General features: G+C 72.4%; 13 protein-coding genes and 1 pseudogene. 10 read left to right on the top strand and 4 right to left on the bottom strand.

Annotated elements, in window-relative coordinates:
• The first annotated feature begins 121 nt into the window (after positions 1-121).
• Positions 122-950, top strand: a pseudogene (locus KBB57_RS19200) (transposase).
• A 115-nt stretch (positions 951-1,065) separates the two neighbouring features.
• Here KBB57_RS19200 and KBB57_RS19195 read toward each other — a convergent pair.
• The 4 genes from KBB57_RS19195 to KBB57_RS19180 form a co-directional block, all read right to left on the bottom strand.
• Positions 1,066-2,496 carry an aldehyde dehydrogenase family protein gene (locus tag KBB57_RS19195; protein ID WP_290753787.1) on the bottom strand — a complete coding sequence of 477 codons (1,431 nt, stop codon included), beginning with the start codon at positions 2,494-2,496 and terminating at the stop codon, positions 1,066-1,068.
• Positions 2,493-2,801 (bottom strand): hypothetical protein, encoded by a 309-nt coding sequence (locus KBB57_RS19190; RefSeq protein WP_290753785.1) that lies wholly within the window; start codon positions 2,799-2,801, stop codon positions 2,493-2,495. Before KBB57_RS19190 ends, KBB57_RS19195 begins: the two co-directional genes overlap by 4 nt.
• Positions 2,802-2,986: 185 nt before the next feature.
• Positions 2,987-4,570, bottom strand: a complete 1,584-nt coding sequence (locus KBB57_RS19185) for a cisplatin damage response ATP-dependent DNA ligase (RefSeq protein ID WP_290753782.1) — start codon at positions 4,568-4,570, stop codon at positions 2,987-2,989.
• A gap of 66 nt (positions 4,571-4,636) precedes the next feature.
• Positions 4,637-5,653, bottom strand: a complete 1,017-nt coding sequence (locus KBB57_RS19180) for a ligase-associated DNA damage response exonuclease (protein ID WP_290753779.1) — start codon at positions 5,651-5,653, stop codon at positions 4,637-4,639.
• A gap of 670 nt (positions 5,654-6,323) precedes the next feature.
• On the opposite strand from KBB57_RS19180, the gene KBB57_RS19175 reads away from it, so the two are divergent.
• From KBB57_RS19175 to KBB57_RS19135, 9 genes are all read left to right on the top strand, one after another.
• Positions 6,324-6,545, top strand: a complete 222-nt coding sequence (locus KBB57_RS19175; RefSeq protein ID WP_290753776.1) for a hypothetical protein — start codon at positions 6,324-6,326, stop codon at positions 6,543-6,545.
• 312 nt (positions 6,546-6,857) lie between these two features.
• Entirely contained in the window at positions 6,858-8,198 is a 1,341-nt protein-coding gene (gene aroA, locus KBB57_RS19170) for a 3-phosphoshikimate 1-carboxyvinyltransferase (protein WP_290753773.1), read from the top strand.
• A 70-nt stretch (positions 8,199-8,268) separates the two neighbouring features.
• Positions 8,269-8,964 carry a glutathione S-transferase N-terminal domain-containing protein gene (locus tag KBB57_RS19165; protein WP_290753770.1) on the top strand — a complete coding sequence of 232 codons (696 nt, stop codon included), beginning with the start codon at positions 8,269-8,271 and terminating at the stop codon, positions 8,962-8,964.
• A gap of 307 nt (positions 8,965-9,271) precedes the next feature.
• On the top strand, positions 9,272-9,901 hold the full coding sequence (gene cmk / locus KBB57_RS19160) for a (d)CMP kinase (RefSeq protein ID WP_290753767.1): 630 nt from the start codon (positions 9,272-9,274) through the stop codon (positions 9,899-9,901).
• Positions 9,902-10,003: 102 nt separating this feature from the next.
• On the top strand, positions 10,004-11,710 hold the full coding sequence (gene rpsA / locus KBB57_RS19155; protein WP_290753764.1) for a 30S ribosomal protein S1: 1,707 nt from the start codon (positions 10,004-10,006) through the stop codon (positions 11,708-11,710).
• A gap of 4 nt (positions 11,711-11,714) precedes the next feature.
• The gene (gene sppA, locus KBB57_RS19150; RefSeq protein ID WP_290753762.1) at positions 11,715-12,626 is read left to right on the top strand and encodes a signal peptide peptidase SppA; all 912 of its coding nucleotides are present in this window, start codon (positions 11,715-11,717) and stop codon (positions 12,624-12,626) included.
• Positions 12,627-12,677: 51 nt separating this feature from the next.
• Positions 12,678-12,962 carry an integration host factor subunit beta gene (gene ihfB / locus KBB57_RS19145; protein WP_290753759.1) on the top strand — a complete coding sequence of 95 codons (285 nt, stop codon included), beginning with the start codon at positions 12,678-12,680 and terminating at the stop codon, positions 12,960-12,962.
• Positions 12,963-12,999: 37 nt separating this feature from the next.
• A complete protein-coding gene (locus KBB57_RS19140) occupies positions 13,000-13,338 on the top strand; it encodes a lipopolysaccharide assembly protein LapA domain-containing protein (RefSeq protein ID WP_290753757.1) in 339 nt (112 codons plus the stop codon).
• Between the two features lie 10 nt (positions 13,339-13,348).
• Complete coding sequence (locus KBB57_RS19135; RefSeq protein ID WP_290753754.1) at positions 13,349-13,996, top strand: phosphoribosylanthranilate isomerase; 648 nt, start codon at positions 13,349-13,351, stop codon at positions 13,994-13,996.
• Positions 13,997-14,539: the final 543 nt, after the last annotated feature.

The following is a 14,539-nucleotide window of genomic DNA, read 5'->3' as shown; positions in this document are numbered from 1 at the left end:
CCCAATCCTGGTTCCGTATCGGCTTCGACCGCATCCGAAACCTTCTCAGCTCCGATCACAGCCACGCCCTCCACGCATGGCGCAGGCTTGGAAAGCCAGCACAATTTAAGGGAGTCGTGTAGTGTGCGCCGACCCGAGCGAGATCGACGCCCTGCGTACCGCCCTTGCGGCGGCCGAAGCGCGCGCCGCGACCGCCGAGGCGGAGGTCGTCGCGGCGGCGCGGGAGCGGGCGGTGCTGGCGGGCGCCGAGGCGACGATCGCGGCGCTGCGTCTGGAGATCGAGAAGCTCCGGCGGGCTCTCTACGGGACGCGGTCCGAGCGCAAGGCCCGGCTGCTCGACCAGCTGGAGCTGCAGCTCGAGGAGCTGGAAGCGACGGCGACCGAGGACGACCTCGCCGCCGCCTCCGCACGCCGCGGCGCCCAGGCCTTGCCGATCTCGCCGCTCGCCCGCGAGGCCGTCACCCGCATCGACGCCGTCTTCGACGCCGAGCGCGCGATCAATGGCCACGAGGTCGCCGCCCGCCTGGCCGTGCGCCAGAAGGAGATCGCCCCGCTGGTCGCCGATCTCGAGGCCTGGATACGCCGCGAGCGGGCTGGCCTGTCGCGCCATGCCCCGGTGGCCAAGGCCATGGACTACATGCTGAAGCGCCGGAACGGCTTCGCCCGCTTCCTCGCCGACGGCCGCGCCTGCCTCACCAACAACGCCGCGGAGCGCGCGCTGCGCGGCATCGCCCTCGGCCGGAAGGCGTGGCTCTTCGCTGGCTCCGACCGCGGCGGCGAGGGGGCCGCCGTCATGTACTCCCTCATCGCCACCGCAAAGCTCAACGACGTCGACCCGCAGGGCCTGGCTCGCCGACGTCCTCGCCCGAATTGCCGGCACGCCGGCATCGCACCTCGACGATCTCCTGCCATGGCACTGGAACTCCGACGTAGCCGCAAGCGCTGCCTGACCGCGGCCCTCGGCGGAGGGTTGCGTTCCCAGCAGGCTACCGGCCCGCGCACGTACCCTGCGGGGGACGCGCGCGATCTATCTCCCCCGTGACTCGCCGCCGTACGGCCCGAGGATCACGCCGCAGTGTAGGCTGTCTTGATGTTCGTATAGAACTCGGAGGCATAGCGCCCCTGCTCGCGCGGCCCGAAGCTCGAGCCCTTTGAGCCTCCGAACGGCACGTGGAAGTCCACCCCTGCCGTCGGCAGATTGACCATCACCATTCCCGCCTGGCTCGCGCGCTTGAAGTGCGTCGCGTGCTTCAGTGAGGTCGTGCAGATCCCTGCCGACAGGCCGAACTCTGTGTCATTGGCCACCGCGAGGGCCTCGTCGTAGTCCTTCACCCGGATAACGCTGGCCACCGGCCCGAAGATCTCCTCCCGACTGATACGCATCTCGTTGCTCGCCCCGACGAACAGCGCCGGCGCCAGATAGAATCCGTTCGTCGCCCGCTTCACCCGCTCCCCGCCGACGAGCTCCGCGCCCTCGTCCTTGCCAAGCGCGATGTACGTCTCATCCTGCGCAAGCTGGCTCTCGTCGACCACCGGTCCGATCTGCGTCGCTTTGTCGAGCGGATCGCCCACGACCAGCGCACGCATCCGCTCGGAGAGCCGCGCCACGAAGCGGTCGTGAATCCCCTCCGTGACGATCAGCCGCGAAGTTGCGGTGCAGCGCTGCCCCGTCGAGTAGAAGGCGCCGTTCAGGCAGGCCTCCACCGCGACCTCCAGGTCTGCATCGTCCAGCACCACCATCGGGTTCTTGCCGCCCATCTCCAGCTGGAACTTGCGCATCACCCGGATCGACGCCTCGGCCACCCGCCGCCCGGTGCCGACCGAGCCGGTGAAGCTCACCGCGCGGATGTCCTTCGCATCGAGGATCGCCTGCCCGACGACCGAGCCCCTCCCCATCACAAGGTTCAGCACGCCCTTCGGCAGCCCGGCGCGGTGCAGGATGTCGACGAGCGCCCAGGTGCAGCCCGGCACGAGGTCGGCCGGCTTGATGACGACCGTGTTGCCCCAGGCGAGCGCCGGGGCGATCTTCCACGCCGGGATCGCGATCGGGAAGTTCCACGGCGTGATCAGCCCGACCGGCCCCACCGCCTCGCGGGTGATCTCGACCCCCACGCCCGGCCGCACCGAGGGCAGGATCTCCCCCGCGAGCCGCAGGCATTCCCCGGCGAAGAAGTCGAAGATCTGCGCCGCGCGCACCGTCTCGCCGATCCCCTCCGCCAGCGTCTTGCCCTCCTCGCGCGAGAGGAGCGTCCCGAGCTCGTCCTTCCGCGCCAGGATCTCCGCCGAGGCCTTCGACAGCACGCCATGCCGCTCCAGCGGCCCCGACCGGCTCCAGCCCGGGAACGCCGCCTTGGCCGCGGCGATCGCCGCCTCGGCGTCGGCGGCCGTGGCGCGGGCGTACTCGCCGACGACCTCGGCGGTGTTGGCCGGGTTGATGTTCGGCGCCGCCTCGCCACCCACCCATTCCCCGTCGATCAGGTTCGCGTACACGGTCATCGTTGCATCCTTCCGGCTCGTTGGTCTGGAGAGGCGGCCGCTCGAAGGCGCCGCTCGAGGAAATCGAAGGCGCGGGCGCCATGTCCCGCGGTGAAGACGTGCCCCGCATCGACGAGCCCGGTCTCCAGCGCCGCGCCGGCGCCGGCGGCCCGCCAGATGCGGCGCAGATCGCCGAGCGCGGCCTCGGTGACCGCGGCCGGGAAATGCGGATCCGACCGCCCGCACAGAAACAGCATCGGCGTCGGCGCCGCAAGCCCGGCGATGTCGGGATGGTCGAGCTGGCCGCCGAGGCCCGGACGCAGCATCGGAAACGCCGACTGGCCGCGCGGCTGACGGCCTCCCGGCCGCATCATGTCGCCGGGACGCCCCATCCGGCCGGCCGCGACCCGACGGCGACCTCCGGGCAAAGCGCGGCCGCCTGCCAGGCGCGAACCTCCCCGAACGAGAACCCCGTCACGCCGAGGCCCCCCGCGCCGCCCGGGCCGCGCTGCTACGGCTCCAGCATCCGCTCCAGGGTCTCGATCCGGTCGGCCTCGCGGGGCGGTTTGTCCCATCTCAGGCGGCTGATCCGGGGGAAGCGCATGGCCACGCCGGAGCGGTGGCGGGTCGAGCGGGCGAGGCCCTCGAACGCCACCTCCAGCACCAGCCCGTGCTCCGGCTCGGCGCGCACCGCCCGGACCGGTCCGAACCTCTCGGTGGTGTTGTGGCGGACCCAGCGGTCGATCTCGGCCAGCTCCGCGTCGGTGAACCCGAAATAGGCCTTGCCGACCGGGACGAGCGTGTCGTCCGCCGCCCAGACGCCGAACGTGTAGTCCGAGTAGAACCCCGACCGCTTCCCATGCCCCCGCTGGGCGTACATCAGCACCGCGTCGATCAGCCGCGGGTCCCGCTTCCACTTCCACCACGGCCCCTTGGGGCGGCCGGCGAGGTAGGGGCTGTCGAGCCGCTTCAGCATCACCCCCTCGATCACCGGCTCCGGCGGCTCGGCGCGCAGCCGGGCGAGGTCGCCGCGGGTCGAGAAGGGCAGGAGCGGCGAGAGGTCGATGCGGGCGGGGTCGAGCCGGGGCGCGAGCGCCTCGAGCGCGGCCCGGCGCTCGGCGAAGGGCAGGGGCCTGAGGTCGCTTCCGTCGAGGGCGAGGAGGTCGTAGGCCCGCAGGAAGGCCGGGAAGCGGCGCATCTGCGCCGGGGTGACGGTCTTGCGGTTCAGCCGCTGCTGGAGGTCCGAGAAGCTCGCCGCCCCGCCATGGCCGGCGCGGACGAGAAGCTCGCCGTCGAGGGCGCCATCGAAGGTCAGCGCCTCGACGAGGTCGGGGAAGGCATGGGAGATGTCGTCGCCCGTGCGGGAATAGAGCCGCCGCCGTCCGCCCCCGGTGGCGGCCTGCACGCGGATGCCGTCCCATTTCCACTCGGCGGCGAAGGCGGCGGGGTCGAGGCGGGCGAGGTCCTCGGCCTCGAGCGGGTGGGAGAGCATGACGGGCCGGAAGGGCGCGGCGCTGGCGGGGGCCGGACGCGGGCCGGCGGCGGTCAGCCAGGCGAAGAGCTCGGGGTAGGGGGGCGCGAGGCCGTGCCAGACCTCCTCGATCTCGGCGACGTCGCGGCCCCCGAGGTCGGCCAGCGCCTGCTTGGCGAGCCGGGCCGAGACGCCGACCCGCAGCCCCCCGGTGACGAGCTTGAGGAGCGCGAAGCGGGCCGGCGGGTCGAGCCGGTCGAGCAGCCGCTCCACCACCTGCGGGGCCTCGCGGCGCGAGGCGGCGTGGAGGGCGTCGACGACGGTGGAGAGGCGGGGATCGTCGGCGGTCCCGCGGGTGGGCCAGATCAGCGCGATCGTCTCGGCGAGGTCGCCGACGAAGTCGTAGGAGAGGGCGAAGAGCTCGGCGTCGACCCGGGCGGTGGTCACGTCGCGCAGGAGCGCCGGCTTGACCGAGGCGACGTCGAGCCCGCCGGTGATCGCGGCGAGCGCCCAGCCGCGGTCGGGATCGGGGGTCTCGCGCAGGTAGCCGGTGAGGAGCCGGAGCTTGCCGTTCCGCGCCGGCGTGAAGGCGAGGCGTTCGAGAAGCTCGGCGAAGCGGCGCATCAGAGGCGCGCCTGTTCACGCGTGAATATTCGGTAAGCCATTGATTTCATGTAATCTGGCATGTGGTCAATCCTCCGCCTCGTCCTCGTATCCGACGAGATGCAGGGGGCGGGCGGCGAGGCCGTGGAGGGCGCACCAGCGGACGAGGGCTTCCTCGCGGCCGTGGGTGACCCAGACCTCGGCGGGGGAGAGCTCGGAGAGGGTGGCGGTCAGGTCGTCCCAGTCGCAGTGGTCGGAGAGGATCAGCGGCAGCTCGACGCCGCGCTGGCGGGCGCGGGCGCGGACCTGCATCCAGCCGGAGGCGAAGGCGACGAGGGGGTCGGAGAAGCGGCGGATCCAGACGTCGCCGAAGGCAGAGGGGGGCGCGAGGACGACGGCGCCGCCGAGGCCGCCGCGGCCGGCGCCGCGGGCGGCGGTGGCGTCGGCGATCTCGCCGAGCCCGATCCCGCGGGAGGCGTAGTAGTCGCAGAGGCGGCGGAGGGCGCCGTGGATGTAGACGGGCGCGTCGTGGCCGGCGTCGCGGAGGAGGCGGATCAGCCGCTGCGCCTTGCCGAGGGCGTAGACGCCGACGAGGTGGGCGCGGTCGGGGAATTGCGCCAGCGAGGCGAGGAGCCTGGCGATCTCGGACGAAGGGTCGGGATGGCGGAACACCGGCAGGCCGAAGGTCGCCTCGGTGACGAAGAGGTCGCAGGGCACCGGCTCGAACGGGGCGCAGGTCGGGTCGGGGGCGCGCTTGTAGTCGCCGGAGACGACGGCGCGGAGGCCGTGGGCCTCGACGGCGATCTGGGCGGAGCCGAGGACGTGGCCGGCGGGGTGGAAGGCGACGCGGGCGCCGCCGAGGTCGAGGGTCTCGCCGAAGGCGATCGGCTGGCGGGCGCCGGCGAAGTCCTCGCCGAGGCGGATCGCCATGATGTCGAGGGTCTCGGGGGTGGCGAGGACGGCGCCGTGGCCGGGGCGGGCATGGTCGGAATGGGCGTGGGTGATGAGCGCGCGGGGAACCGGGCGCACCGGGTCGACGTGGAAGTCGCCCGCCGGGCAGTAGAGGCCCTCGGGCCGCGGGGTGAGCAGCTCGCGTATCGCCATGACCCGGGAGAGGTAGGCCCGCCGAGGCCCTGCGCCAAGGCGGCAGCGGAGGCGCAAAACCGGGCCTCGAAAAATGTCCCACAGTGGGTGGTCAAGGCTTTGAAACAAAGAACGATTCTAGAGTCGGCAATTCTATTGCCACACTGCACGACACCTGTCTGCTCTGCTGGATCCACGGGGCGCGCGCCGTCGACCGACCGACCGAAGCGGGCCTGCCCGCGAGGCCCGGCGCGACAGGCGAAAGCACGGCTTTCGCCGCGCCGACGGCTGGAGCGCGGTTGCGCGCGGAAGCCGTGAGGGGCGCCGATTTCTCCGGGAGCGCGCCATCCGTCCGTGATCCCCCCGGCGAGCGCGGAATCGCGCTCGCCCCCCGCAGGGGCGATCGCGGACGGATTTGCCGCGGGTCAAATCCGTCTGGCGTCGGCGTCGCGGCCAGCCTCGGGCCGGGCTTCCTCTCCACTGTCGTGCAGTGTGTTCTATTCGTGGCCGCTCCGGCGCCTGCGACCCTCCGGCGACGTCGGTCGTGCCTGCGGCGTCGCCGGCGGCGGACCCGTGTCGCGGGGTGTCACGCGGGCGCGTCACGGGGGCCTCACGAAGGGGTCACGGGTCCGGGTCCAAGAAGGGGCGTCGGCGGCCGGGGCGGTCGCGAACCCAGGGAGAACCCTTCGAGATGACCACGATCACCTGTACCGGCGCGCGGCCCCGCTTCCTCGGCGGCCTCCTCGCCATCGCGGAGGCGGCGCGCCGCCGCTTCGAGGCGGCGCGCGCCAGGGCGCGCGACCGCGAGGTCCTGAGGCGCTTCGCCGACATGGACGACTCGCTCCTCGCCGATATCGGCCTGACCCGCGGCGATCTCGCGCGGATCGCGCGCGACACGGGCGTCAGCCTCTAGGGGAGCCGGGCCCGGCCGCGCCCCGGAGCCTCGGGCATGCGCGATGTCCCGATCGCCGGACGTCTCCATCCGGCGGGCATCGCGCGAGGCGGGAAGGCCCGCCCCCGCGCGGGGCGGCGACGAGGAGTTCCGGCGGCGGGCGGGCCCGCGGCCGGGAAGGGGTCCCGGTGTGTTGTTCCCCCGTAGTGTGTGCCTGGTGCGTTGTCCGCCTTCCCTCCTGCCCGGCGCGGCGTGGACCCGGTCGCGTCGGGCGCATGGACCGCGGCAAGGCGATCCCGTAAGAGAAGCGCCGGTCACTGATCGGAGCGCGAGATGGCGGGACACGGCGAGGCGCAGCCCATGCGGGCCACGGCGGGCGGGCCGCTCCGCGGCGTGGCCGAGATCCCGGGCGACAAGTCCGTCTCGCACCGCTCGCTGATCCTCGGGGCGCTCGCCGTCGGCGAGACCTCGATCACCGGCCTGCTCGAGGGGCAGGACGTGCTCGACACCGGCAAGGCGATGGCGGCGTTCGGCGCGACGGTGGAGCGCGACGGGCCCGGCGCCTGGCGGGTGCAGGGCGTCGGCGTCGGCGGCTTTCGCGAGCCCGAGGACGTGATCGACTGCGGCAATTCCGGCACCGGCGTGCGCCTGATCATGGGCGCGATGGCGACCTCCGACCTGACGGCGACCTTCACCGGGGACGCGAGCCTGCGCTCGCGGCCCATGGGGCGCGTGACCGACCCGCTGGCGCTGTTCGGCGCCGAGGCGCGCGGGCGGCGCGGCGGGCGGCTGCCGATCACGCTGACCGGCGCGGCGGCCCCGGTTCCGGTGCGCTACGCGACGCCGGTCGCCTCGGCGCAGGTGAAGTCGGCGGTGCTGCTCGCCGGGCTGAACGCGCCGGGCGAGACGGTGGTGATCGAGAAGGAGGCGACGCGCGACCATACCGAGCGGATGCTGGCGGGCTTCGGCGCGGAGGTGCGGGTCGAGGCCACGGCCGAGGGGCGGGCGGTGACGCTGGTCGGCCAGCCGGAGCTGCGGCCGCAGCGCATCGCCGTGCCGCGCGACCCGAGCTCGGCGGCGTTCCCGGTGGCGGCGGCGCTGCTGGCCCCGGGGTCGGAGGTTCGGCTGCCCGGGATCGGGCTCAACCCGACGCGGGCGGGGCTCTACGACACGCTGGTGGAGATGGGCGCGGCGATCGAGTTCGCCGACCGGCGCGAGGAGGGCGGCGAGCCGGTGGCCGACCTGGTGGTGCGGCACGGGGCCCTGCGCGGGATCGAGGTGCCGCCGGAGCGGGCGGCCTCGATGATCGACGAGTATCCGATCCTCGCGGCGCTGGCGGCGACGGCGGAGGGGCGGACGGTGATGCGCGGCGTGAAGGAGCTGCGCGTCAAGGAGAGCGACCGGATCGACGCGATGGCGCGCGGGCTCGAGGCCTGCGGGGTCGAGGTCGAGGAGGGGCCGGACTGGTTCGTGGTCCACGGCCGCGGCGCCGACGGGGTTCCGGGCGGGGCGACGGTGGCGAGCCGGCTCGACCATCGCATCGCCATGGCGTTCCTGTGCCTCGGGCTCGCGTCGCGGCGGCCGGTCACGGTGGACGACGCCGGGCCGATCGTGACGAGCTTTCCCTCCTTCGTGCCGCTGATGCGGGCGCTGGGCGCGGATCTGTCGGGGTAGCGGCGGTGGCGGCGGGGGAGACGCGGCGCGCGGCGGGGCCGGGCGGCGGGGCGGCGGGACGCGGCTGAGGATGGGCGACCCGGGGCCGCGCGTCGTCTCGTTCGCGCCGCGGCAGGCGGCGCGCGGGCCGGGAGGCGGGGCGGCCGGGGCCGAGGACCGCGTGCTGGCCTTCACGAACTCGCCGACCGGCCGCATGGCGCGGGTGCTGATCCGGGAATGGGGGTTGCCGGTCGCCGAGGAGCTGGTGCCCTTCGCCGAGCCGGATGCGGTGCAGCGGCTGAACCCGCTCGGGCAGGTTCCGGTTCTGGTTCTGGGCGGCGAGGCGGTCTTTCCGACGCTGATGGTGCTGGAGCGGCTGTGGGCGCTGGCGGGGGAGCCGGCGGCGGCCTATGCGCCGGCGCGGGAGCGGGCGGTGCTGGCCACGGTGCTGGGGGCGGTGGAGGCGCTGGTGGGGGCGCTCTACCAGCGCTGGGCGGGGCTGGAGCCGACGGGGCGGAACAATATCGGCTTCGATCCGGGGCGGCGGAACCTCGAGCGGGTGCTGCTGACGCTCGACTGGCTGGAGGAGGAGGGGCGGCTGCGCGACGGGCTGACGTTGCCCGGGGTGGCGGTCGCCTGCTGCATGCTGTGGTCGGACGCGCGCGGCGGGCCGGCCTGGTGGGGCCGGCCGCGGCTGGAGACGCTGGTGGCGGGGCTCGGCGAGCGCGAGAGCTTCCGGCGGACGCAGCCGAAGCTGTGGCGACCCGGCGAGGAGGAGAAGCGCTGAGGCCGGCGCGACGGATGCGGCCGGGAGCGGGAGAGGCAGGGGGCCACGCGACGGCGCCCCGAGGCCGCGTCGCCCGCCGCTAACACGCATGATAGCGCAATTATCGTATTGAAATGAAAAGAAAACTTATGATCCTTCAACCCTTGATTCACGAAGGTTGACGGCGCTTCCGGGCCGGGACGTGCGCGACAGAAAGCTGCGGTAGCGGGCTGGACGGATGGCGAGCGGGGCTCTACCGATTGCGGTATCGCCCCCAGCCCGAGTCCGCCATGGCCAGATCCTCCGCCTGCCGCCCCGAGAGCAGCCGATGAGGTTCACGGTGGCGATCGACGGGCCGGCGGCGGCGGGGAAGGGGACGATCGCGCGGGCGGTGGCGCGGGAGTTCGGGTTCGGGCATCTCGACACGGGGCTTCTCTACCGGGCGGTCGGCCTGCAGGCGCTGGAGGACGGGCGGGGCGTGATCGATCCGATCTGGGCGGCGGAGCTGGCGCGGCGGCTGACGCCGGCGGCGCTGGCGCGGGAATCGCTGCGCTCGGCGCGGGCCGGGCAGGCGGCGTCGAAGGTCGCGGTGCTGCCGGAGGTGCGCAAGGCGCTGCTCCAGTTCCAGCGCGACTTTGCCCGGCGCGACGGCGGCGCGGTGCTCGACGGGCGCGACATCGGCACGGTGATCTGCCCGGAGGCGCAGGCGAAGCTCTTCGTCACCGCGAGCGACGAGGCGCGGGCGGCGCGGCGGGCGGCGGAGCTGGCGGCGCCGGACGTGGCGGCGGTGATGGCGGACCTGCGGGCGCGCGACGCGCGGGATTCCTCGCGCGACGTGGCGCCGCTCAAGGCCGCGGACGACGCGCTCTTGCTCGACACCACGGATCTGACTATAGACGCGGCCGTCGCCGAGGCGGTCGCCTTCGTGAAACGTCGTTTCGACCCGGACGGGGACTGACCCCGCCGGATCGCTTCGCATTCGCGGGACCGTCCCGAGCGTCGTCGAAAGACCGGCGGAGCCAACCGCCTGGCCGGAAATCCGACTTTTCAGGAGAACTGCATGCCAGCTACGGCGACCATGGATGATTTCGAGGCTCTGCTCAACGAGAGCTACGAGCTGGAGACCCCCGACGAGGGCACTGTCGTCAAGGGCACGGTCCTCGCCATCGAGGCGGGACAGGCCATCATCGACATCGGCTACAAGATGGAAGGCCGCGTCGATCTGAAGGAATTCACCCCTCCGGGCAAGGCGCCCGAGATCGCCGTGGGCGACGTCGTCGAGGTCTATCTCGACCGCGTCGAGAACGCGCGCGGCGAGGCGGTGCTGAGCCGGGAGAAGGCGCGGCGCGAGGAGGCCTGGGACCGGCTGGAGAAGGCCTACGCCAAGGAGGAGCGCGTCGAGGGCGCGATCTTCGGGCGGGTGAAGGGCGGCTTCACGGTGGATCTCGGCGGCGCGGTGGCGTTCCTGCCGGGCTCGCAGGTCGACGTGCGCCCGGTCCGCGACGCGGGCCCGCTGATGCACATGCCGCAGCCGTTCCAGATCCTGAAGATGGATCGCCGGCGGGGCAACATCGTGGTGTCGCGCCGGGCGGTGCTCGAGGAGAGCCGGGCCGAGCAGCGCGCCGAGATCGTGGCGCGGCTGGCCGAGGGCGACGTCATCGACGGCGTGGTCAAGAACATCACCGAGTACGGCGCCTTCGTCGACCTCGGCGGCGTCGACGGCCTGCTGCACGTCACCGACATGGCGTGGCGCCGGGTCAACCACCCGAGCGAGATCCTCGGGATCGGCGAGACCGTGAAGGTCCAGGTCATCAAGATCAACAAGGAGACGCAGCGCATCAGCCTCGGCATGAAGCAGCTGCAGGCCGATCCGTGGGACACGGTCGAGGACAAGTTCCCGATCGGGTCGAAGCACACCGGCCGCGTCACCAACATCACCGACTACGGCGCCTTCGTGGAGCTGGAGCCGGGGATCGAGGGCCTCGTCCACGTCTCCGAGATGAGCTGGACGAAGAAGAACGTCCATCCCGGCAAGATCGTCTCCACCTCCCAGGAGGTCGAGGTCATCGTGCTGGAGATCGACGGGCAGAAGCGCCGCGTGTCGCTCGGGCTGAAGCAGACCCAGGGCAACCCGTGGGAGAACTTCGCGCGGACGCATCCGAACGGCACCCAGGTCGAGGGCGAGGTGAAGAACATCACCGAGTTCGGCCTGTTCGTCGGGCTCGACGGCGACATCGACGGCATGGTCCACCTCTCCGACCTCGACTGGAACAAGTCGGGCGAGGAGGCGATCCAGCAGTACCGCAAGGGCGACGTCGTCCGCGCGGTGGTCACCGACGTCGACGTCGAGAAGGAGCGCATCTCGCTCTCGATCAAGGCGGTCGGCGGCGATCCCTTCGCCGAGGCGATCGGCGGCGTGAAGCGGGGCGACATCGTCACCGTGACCGTCACCGCGATCGAGGACGGCGGGATCGAGGTGGAGTACGACGGGATGAAGTCGTTCATCCGCCGGTCGGACCTGAGCCGCGACCGCTCGGAGCAGCGTCCCGAGCGCTTCACCAAGGGCGACCACGTCGACGCGCGCGTCACCAACATCGACATGAAGACGCGCAAGCTCGGCCTGTCGATCAAGGCGCGCGAGATCGCCGAGGAGAAGGAGGCCGTGGAGCAGTACGGCTCGTCCGACTCGGGCGCCTCGCTCGGCGACATCCTCGGCGCGGCGCTCCGTCGCGGCCGGGAGAAGGACGACGAGAAGGACGACGCCTGAGCGAATGGACGCTCTGGAGCGAGACTTCTACGAGGAGCGGCGCCGCAAGTGGCGCCGCTCTGCGTTCTGGCGGGGCTTCCTCGTGGCCGCGGCGCTCGGCGGCGTGGTCTGGTTCCTCGCCGCGCGCGAGCGCGGGGCGCTGACGCAGGAGATCGCCCGGCTCGATCTCTCCGGGATCATCGCCGACGACGTGAAGCGGGACGCGCTGCTGGCGGATCTCGCCGAGGACGGCGACGTCCGCGCGCTGATCCTGCGGATCAACTCGCCGGGCGGGACCACGGCGGGGGCGGAGGCGGTCTTCGCCGGGCTGCGCGCCGTCGCCGCGGAGAAGCCGGTCGTCGCGGTGATGAGCGAGATGGCGGCCTCCGGCGGCTATGTCGCGGCGCTGGCGGCCGACCACCTGATCGCGCGGGGCAACACGCTGACCGGCTCGATCGGCGTCATCATGGAATATCCCGACCTGACCGGGATGATGGCCCGGCTGGGGGTGGGGCTGGAGACGGTGCGCTCGTCCGCGCTCAAGGCCGAGCCGTCGCCGTTCCGGCCGACCAGCCCGGCGGCGCGGGCGGTGGACGAGGCGCTGGTGGCGGACAGCTATCGCTGGTTCCGCGGGCTCGTCGGCGAGCGGCGCGGGCTCGACGGGACGGCGCTCGACGACGTGGCGAACGGGCAGGTCTTCACCGGGCGGCTGGCGCTCGCGGCGGGGCTCGTCGACGAGCTCGGCGGCGAGACCGAGGCGATCGCCTGGCTCGAATCGCGCGATCCCGGCCTGAAGGGCCTTCCGGTGCGCGACCGCGAGGTGGAAAGCGAGCGGAGCCTTCTCGCCTCCGTCCTCGGTCTTGCCGCCCCAAGCGGCGGAATTATTGGGGAAATATCGCGCCTGACGGGCCCGAAGCTCTATTCCATCGGACCCTGATTCCTGCCAGTATGCGGGCGGGACGGTCCCTGGAGCGCAGCGGGTGGCAGAATGATAAAGTCGGAGCTCATCCAGAAGATCGCCGAGGCGAACCCGCACCTGTTCCAGCGCGACGTCGAGCGGATCGTGGCGACGGTCTTCGACGAGATCATCGAGGCGATGGCCGCCGGGCATCGCGTCGAGCTGCGCGGCTTCGGGGCGTTCTCGGTGAAGAAGCGCGACAGCCGGACCGGGCGCAACCCGCGCACCGGCGACAGCGTCGACGTCGAGGAGAAGTTCGTCCCCTTCTTCAAGACCGGCAAGCTCCTGCGCGACCGCCTGAACGAAGGCTCCTGAGCGCAGGCTCGAGGCGCGCAGATATCCGGAGGCGGAATTGCGGATCATCAAGCTCATCCTGCTCGTGGCCATCCTGGCGGGGATCGTCGTCCTCGCGCTGGCGAACCGCGGGCCTGTCACGCTGAACCTCCTGCCGGCGGGGATGTCGGGCATCGCCGACCGGTCGATCGAGGTTCCGCTCTATGTCGTCGGCCTCGTCTCGGTGCTGGTCGGCATGGCGCTCGGCTACATCCTGGAATGGCTGCGCGAGCACAAGCATCGCCGGCGGGCCTCGGCCAAGACGCGGGAGGCGGCGGCGCTGAACCGCGAGGTGGGGCGGCTGCGCAAGGAGGCGAGCAAGGGCGAGGACGAGATCCTGGCGCTGCTGCGCAACTGAGGTATCCCGCATGGAGGTGAAGATCTGCGGGCTGCGCAGCCGGGGCGATCTGGCGGCGGCGGCGGGGGCGGGCGCGACCTGGGGCGGGCTGGTGTTCTATCCGGCCTCGCCGCGGCACGTGAGCCCGGCGGACGCGCGCTGGATCGCGGCGGGGCGCCCCGAGGGGCTGAAGCTCGTGGCGCTGACGGTGGATGCGACGGATGCGGAGATCGAGGCGATCCTCGGCGAGATTCCGGTGGAGATGCTGCAGCTCCACGGGGCGGAGAGCCCGGAGCGGGCGGCCGCGGTGCGGGAGCGTTTCGGGCTGCCGGTGATGAAGGCGGTGGGCGTCTCGGAGGAGGGCGACCTCGACGGGCTGCCGGATTATGCCGGGGCCGTCGACATGATCCTCGTCGATGCGCGGCCGCCGGCCGGGGCGGAGCTGCCCGGGGGGAACGGCGTGGCGTTCGACTGGCGACTGGTGCGGGACGTGGGCTGGCCGGCGCCGTGGATGCTGGCCGGCGGGCTGACGCCGGAGAACGTCGCGGAGGCGGTGCGGCTGACCGGGGCGGAGCGGGTCGACGTCTCCTCCGGCGTCGAGAAGGCCCGCGGGATCAAGGACCGCGCGCGGATGGAGGCCTTCGTGAAGGCGGCCCTTGCGGCCGGCGACGGGGGCTGAGGGGCGCAGCTTCGCATACGTGCGAAGGGGATCATGTGGTTGATTTCATTATTAATTCATGACATTGTAACCATTGGATCCGGCTCGGCGAGGGGGGCTTGCCGGGTTAGGGGATCCTGCTCCGGCGGGAATCCTCGGGCGCCGTTGCAGGATTCATCCCGGACCCGGCTAATCTGTTCCGCTTGGCGACGGTGATCGGGGGGATGACGGAGTAAAGAAAACTGCGGACCTGCCCGCCCGTTTTCTGAATTGCGCGCAAATATATTTCGAAATATTTTGAATCTAAACGGTGAAAATCATTGCATCGTTATCAGCGCCGCATTTCGCGGCGCCGTGTGACTCACTTCGAGGTTCCGCCGTCTCCGCCCGGCCGCTCCGCGTCGAGCCGGGTGACATGCGCATGTCACCCGGCGGGCGCCGTCGCGGGACGGACCTCGCCGCTGAAGGCGGGGCTCGTGCGCGGGCTTCCCCGTCGGGGTCGGGGCTTATCTTCGTCGTCGGGCCGCGGGGGGCAGTCGACGGGGGGCGGGGGGCGGGGTATGG

This window comes from Amaricoccus sp. (assembly GCF_017993425.1).
In the GTDB taxonomy this organism is placed as follows: Bacteria; Pseudomonadota; Alphaproteobacteria; order Rhodobacterales; family Rhodobacteraceae; genus Amaricoccus.
This window is presented reverse-complemented; position numbering and strand designations above follow the sequence as displayed.

Excerpts from the sequence above, each read along its gene's own strand:
- KBB57_RS19195 (WP_290753787.1), bottom strand. The coding sequence starts at position 2,496 with ATGACCGTGTACGCGAACCTGATCGACGGGGAATGGGTGGGTGGCGAG.
- KBB57_RS19190 (WP_290753785.1), bottom strand. The coding sequence starts at position 2,801 with ATGCTGCGTCCGGGCCTCGGCGGCCAGCTCGACCATCCCGACATCGCC.
- KBB57_RS19185 (WP_290753782.1), bottom strand. The coding sequence starts at position 4,570 with ATGCGCCGCTTCGCCGAGCTTCTCGAACGCCTCGCCTTCACGCCGGCG.
- KBB57_RS19180 (WP_290753779.1), bottom strand. The coding sequence starts at position 5,653 with ATGGCGATACGCGAGCTGCTCACCCCGCGGCCCGAGGGCCTCTACTGC.
- KBB57_RS19175 (WP_290753776.1), top strand. The coding sequence starts at position 6,324 with ATGACCACGATCACCTGTACCGGCGCGCGGCCCCGCTTCCTCGGCGGC.
- aroA (WP_290753773.1), top strand. The coding sequence starts at position 6,858 with ATGGCGGGACACGGCGAGGCGCAGCCCATGCGGGCCACGGCGGGCGGG.
- KBB57_RS19165 (WP_290753770.1), top strand. The coding sequence starts at position 8,269 with ATGGGCGACCCGGGGCCGCGCGTCGTCTCGTTCGCGCCGCGGCAGGCG.
- cmk (WP_290753767.1), top strand. The coding sequence starts at position 9,272 with ATGAGGTTCACGGTGGCGATCGACGGGCCGGCGGCGGCGGGGAAGGGG.
- rpsA (WP_290753764.1), top strand. The coding sequence starts at position 10,004 with ATGCCAGCTACGGCGACCATGGATGATTTCGAGGCTCTGCTCAACGAG.
- sppA (WP_290753762.1), top strand. The coding sequence starts at position 11,715 with ATGGACGCTCTGGAGCGAGACTTCTACGAGGAGCGGCGCCGCAAGTGG.
- ihfB (WP_290753759.1), top strand. The coding sequence starts at position 12,678 with ATGATAAAGTCGGAGCTCATCCAGAAGATCGCCGAGGCGAACCCGCAC.
- KBB57_RS19135 (WP_290753754.1), top strand. The coding sequence starts at position 13,349 with ATGGAGGTGAAGATCTGCGGGCTGCGCAGCCGGGGCGATCTGGCGGCG.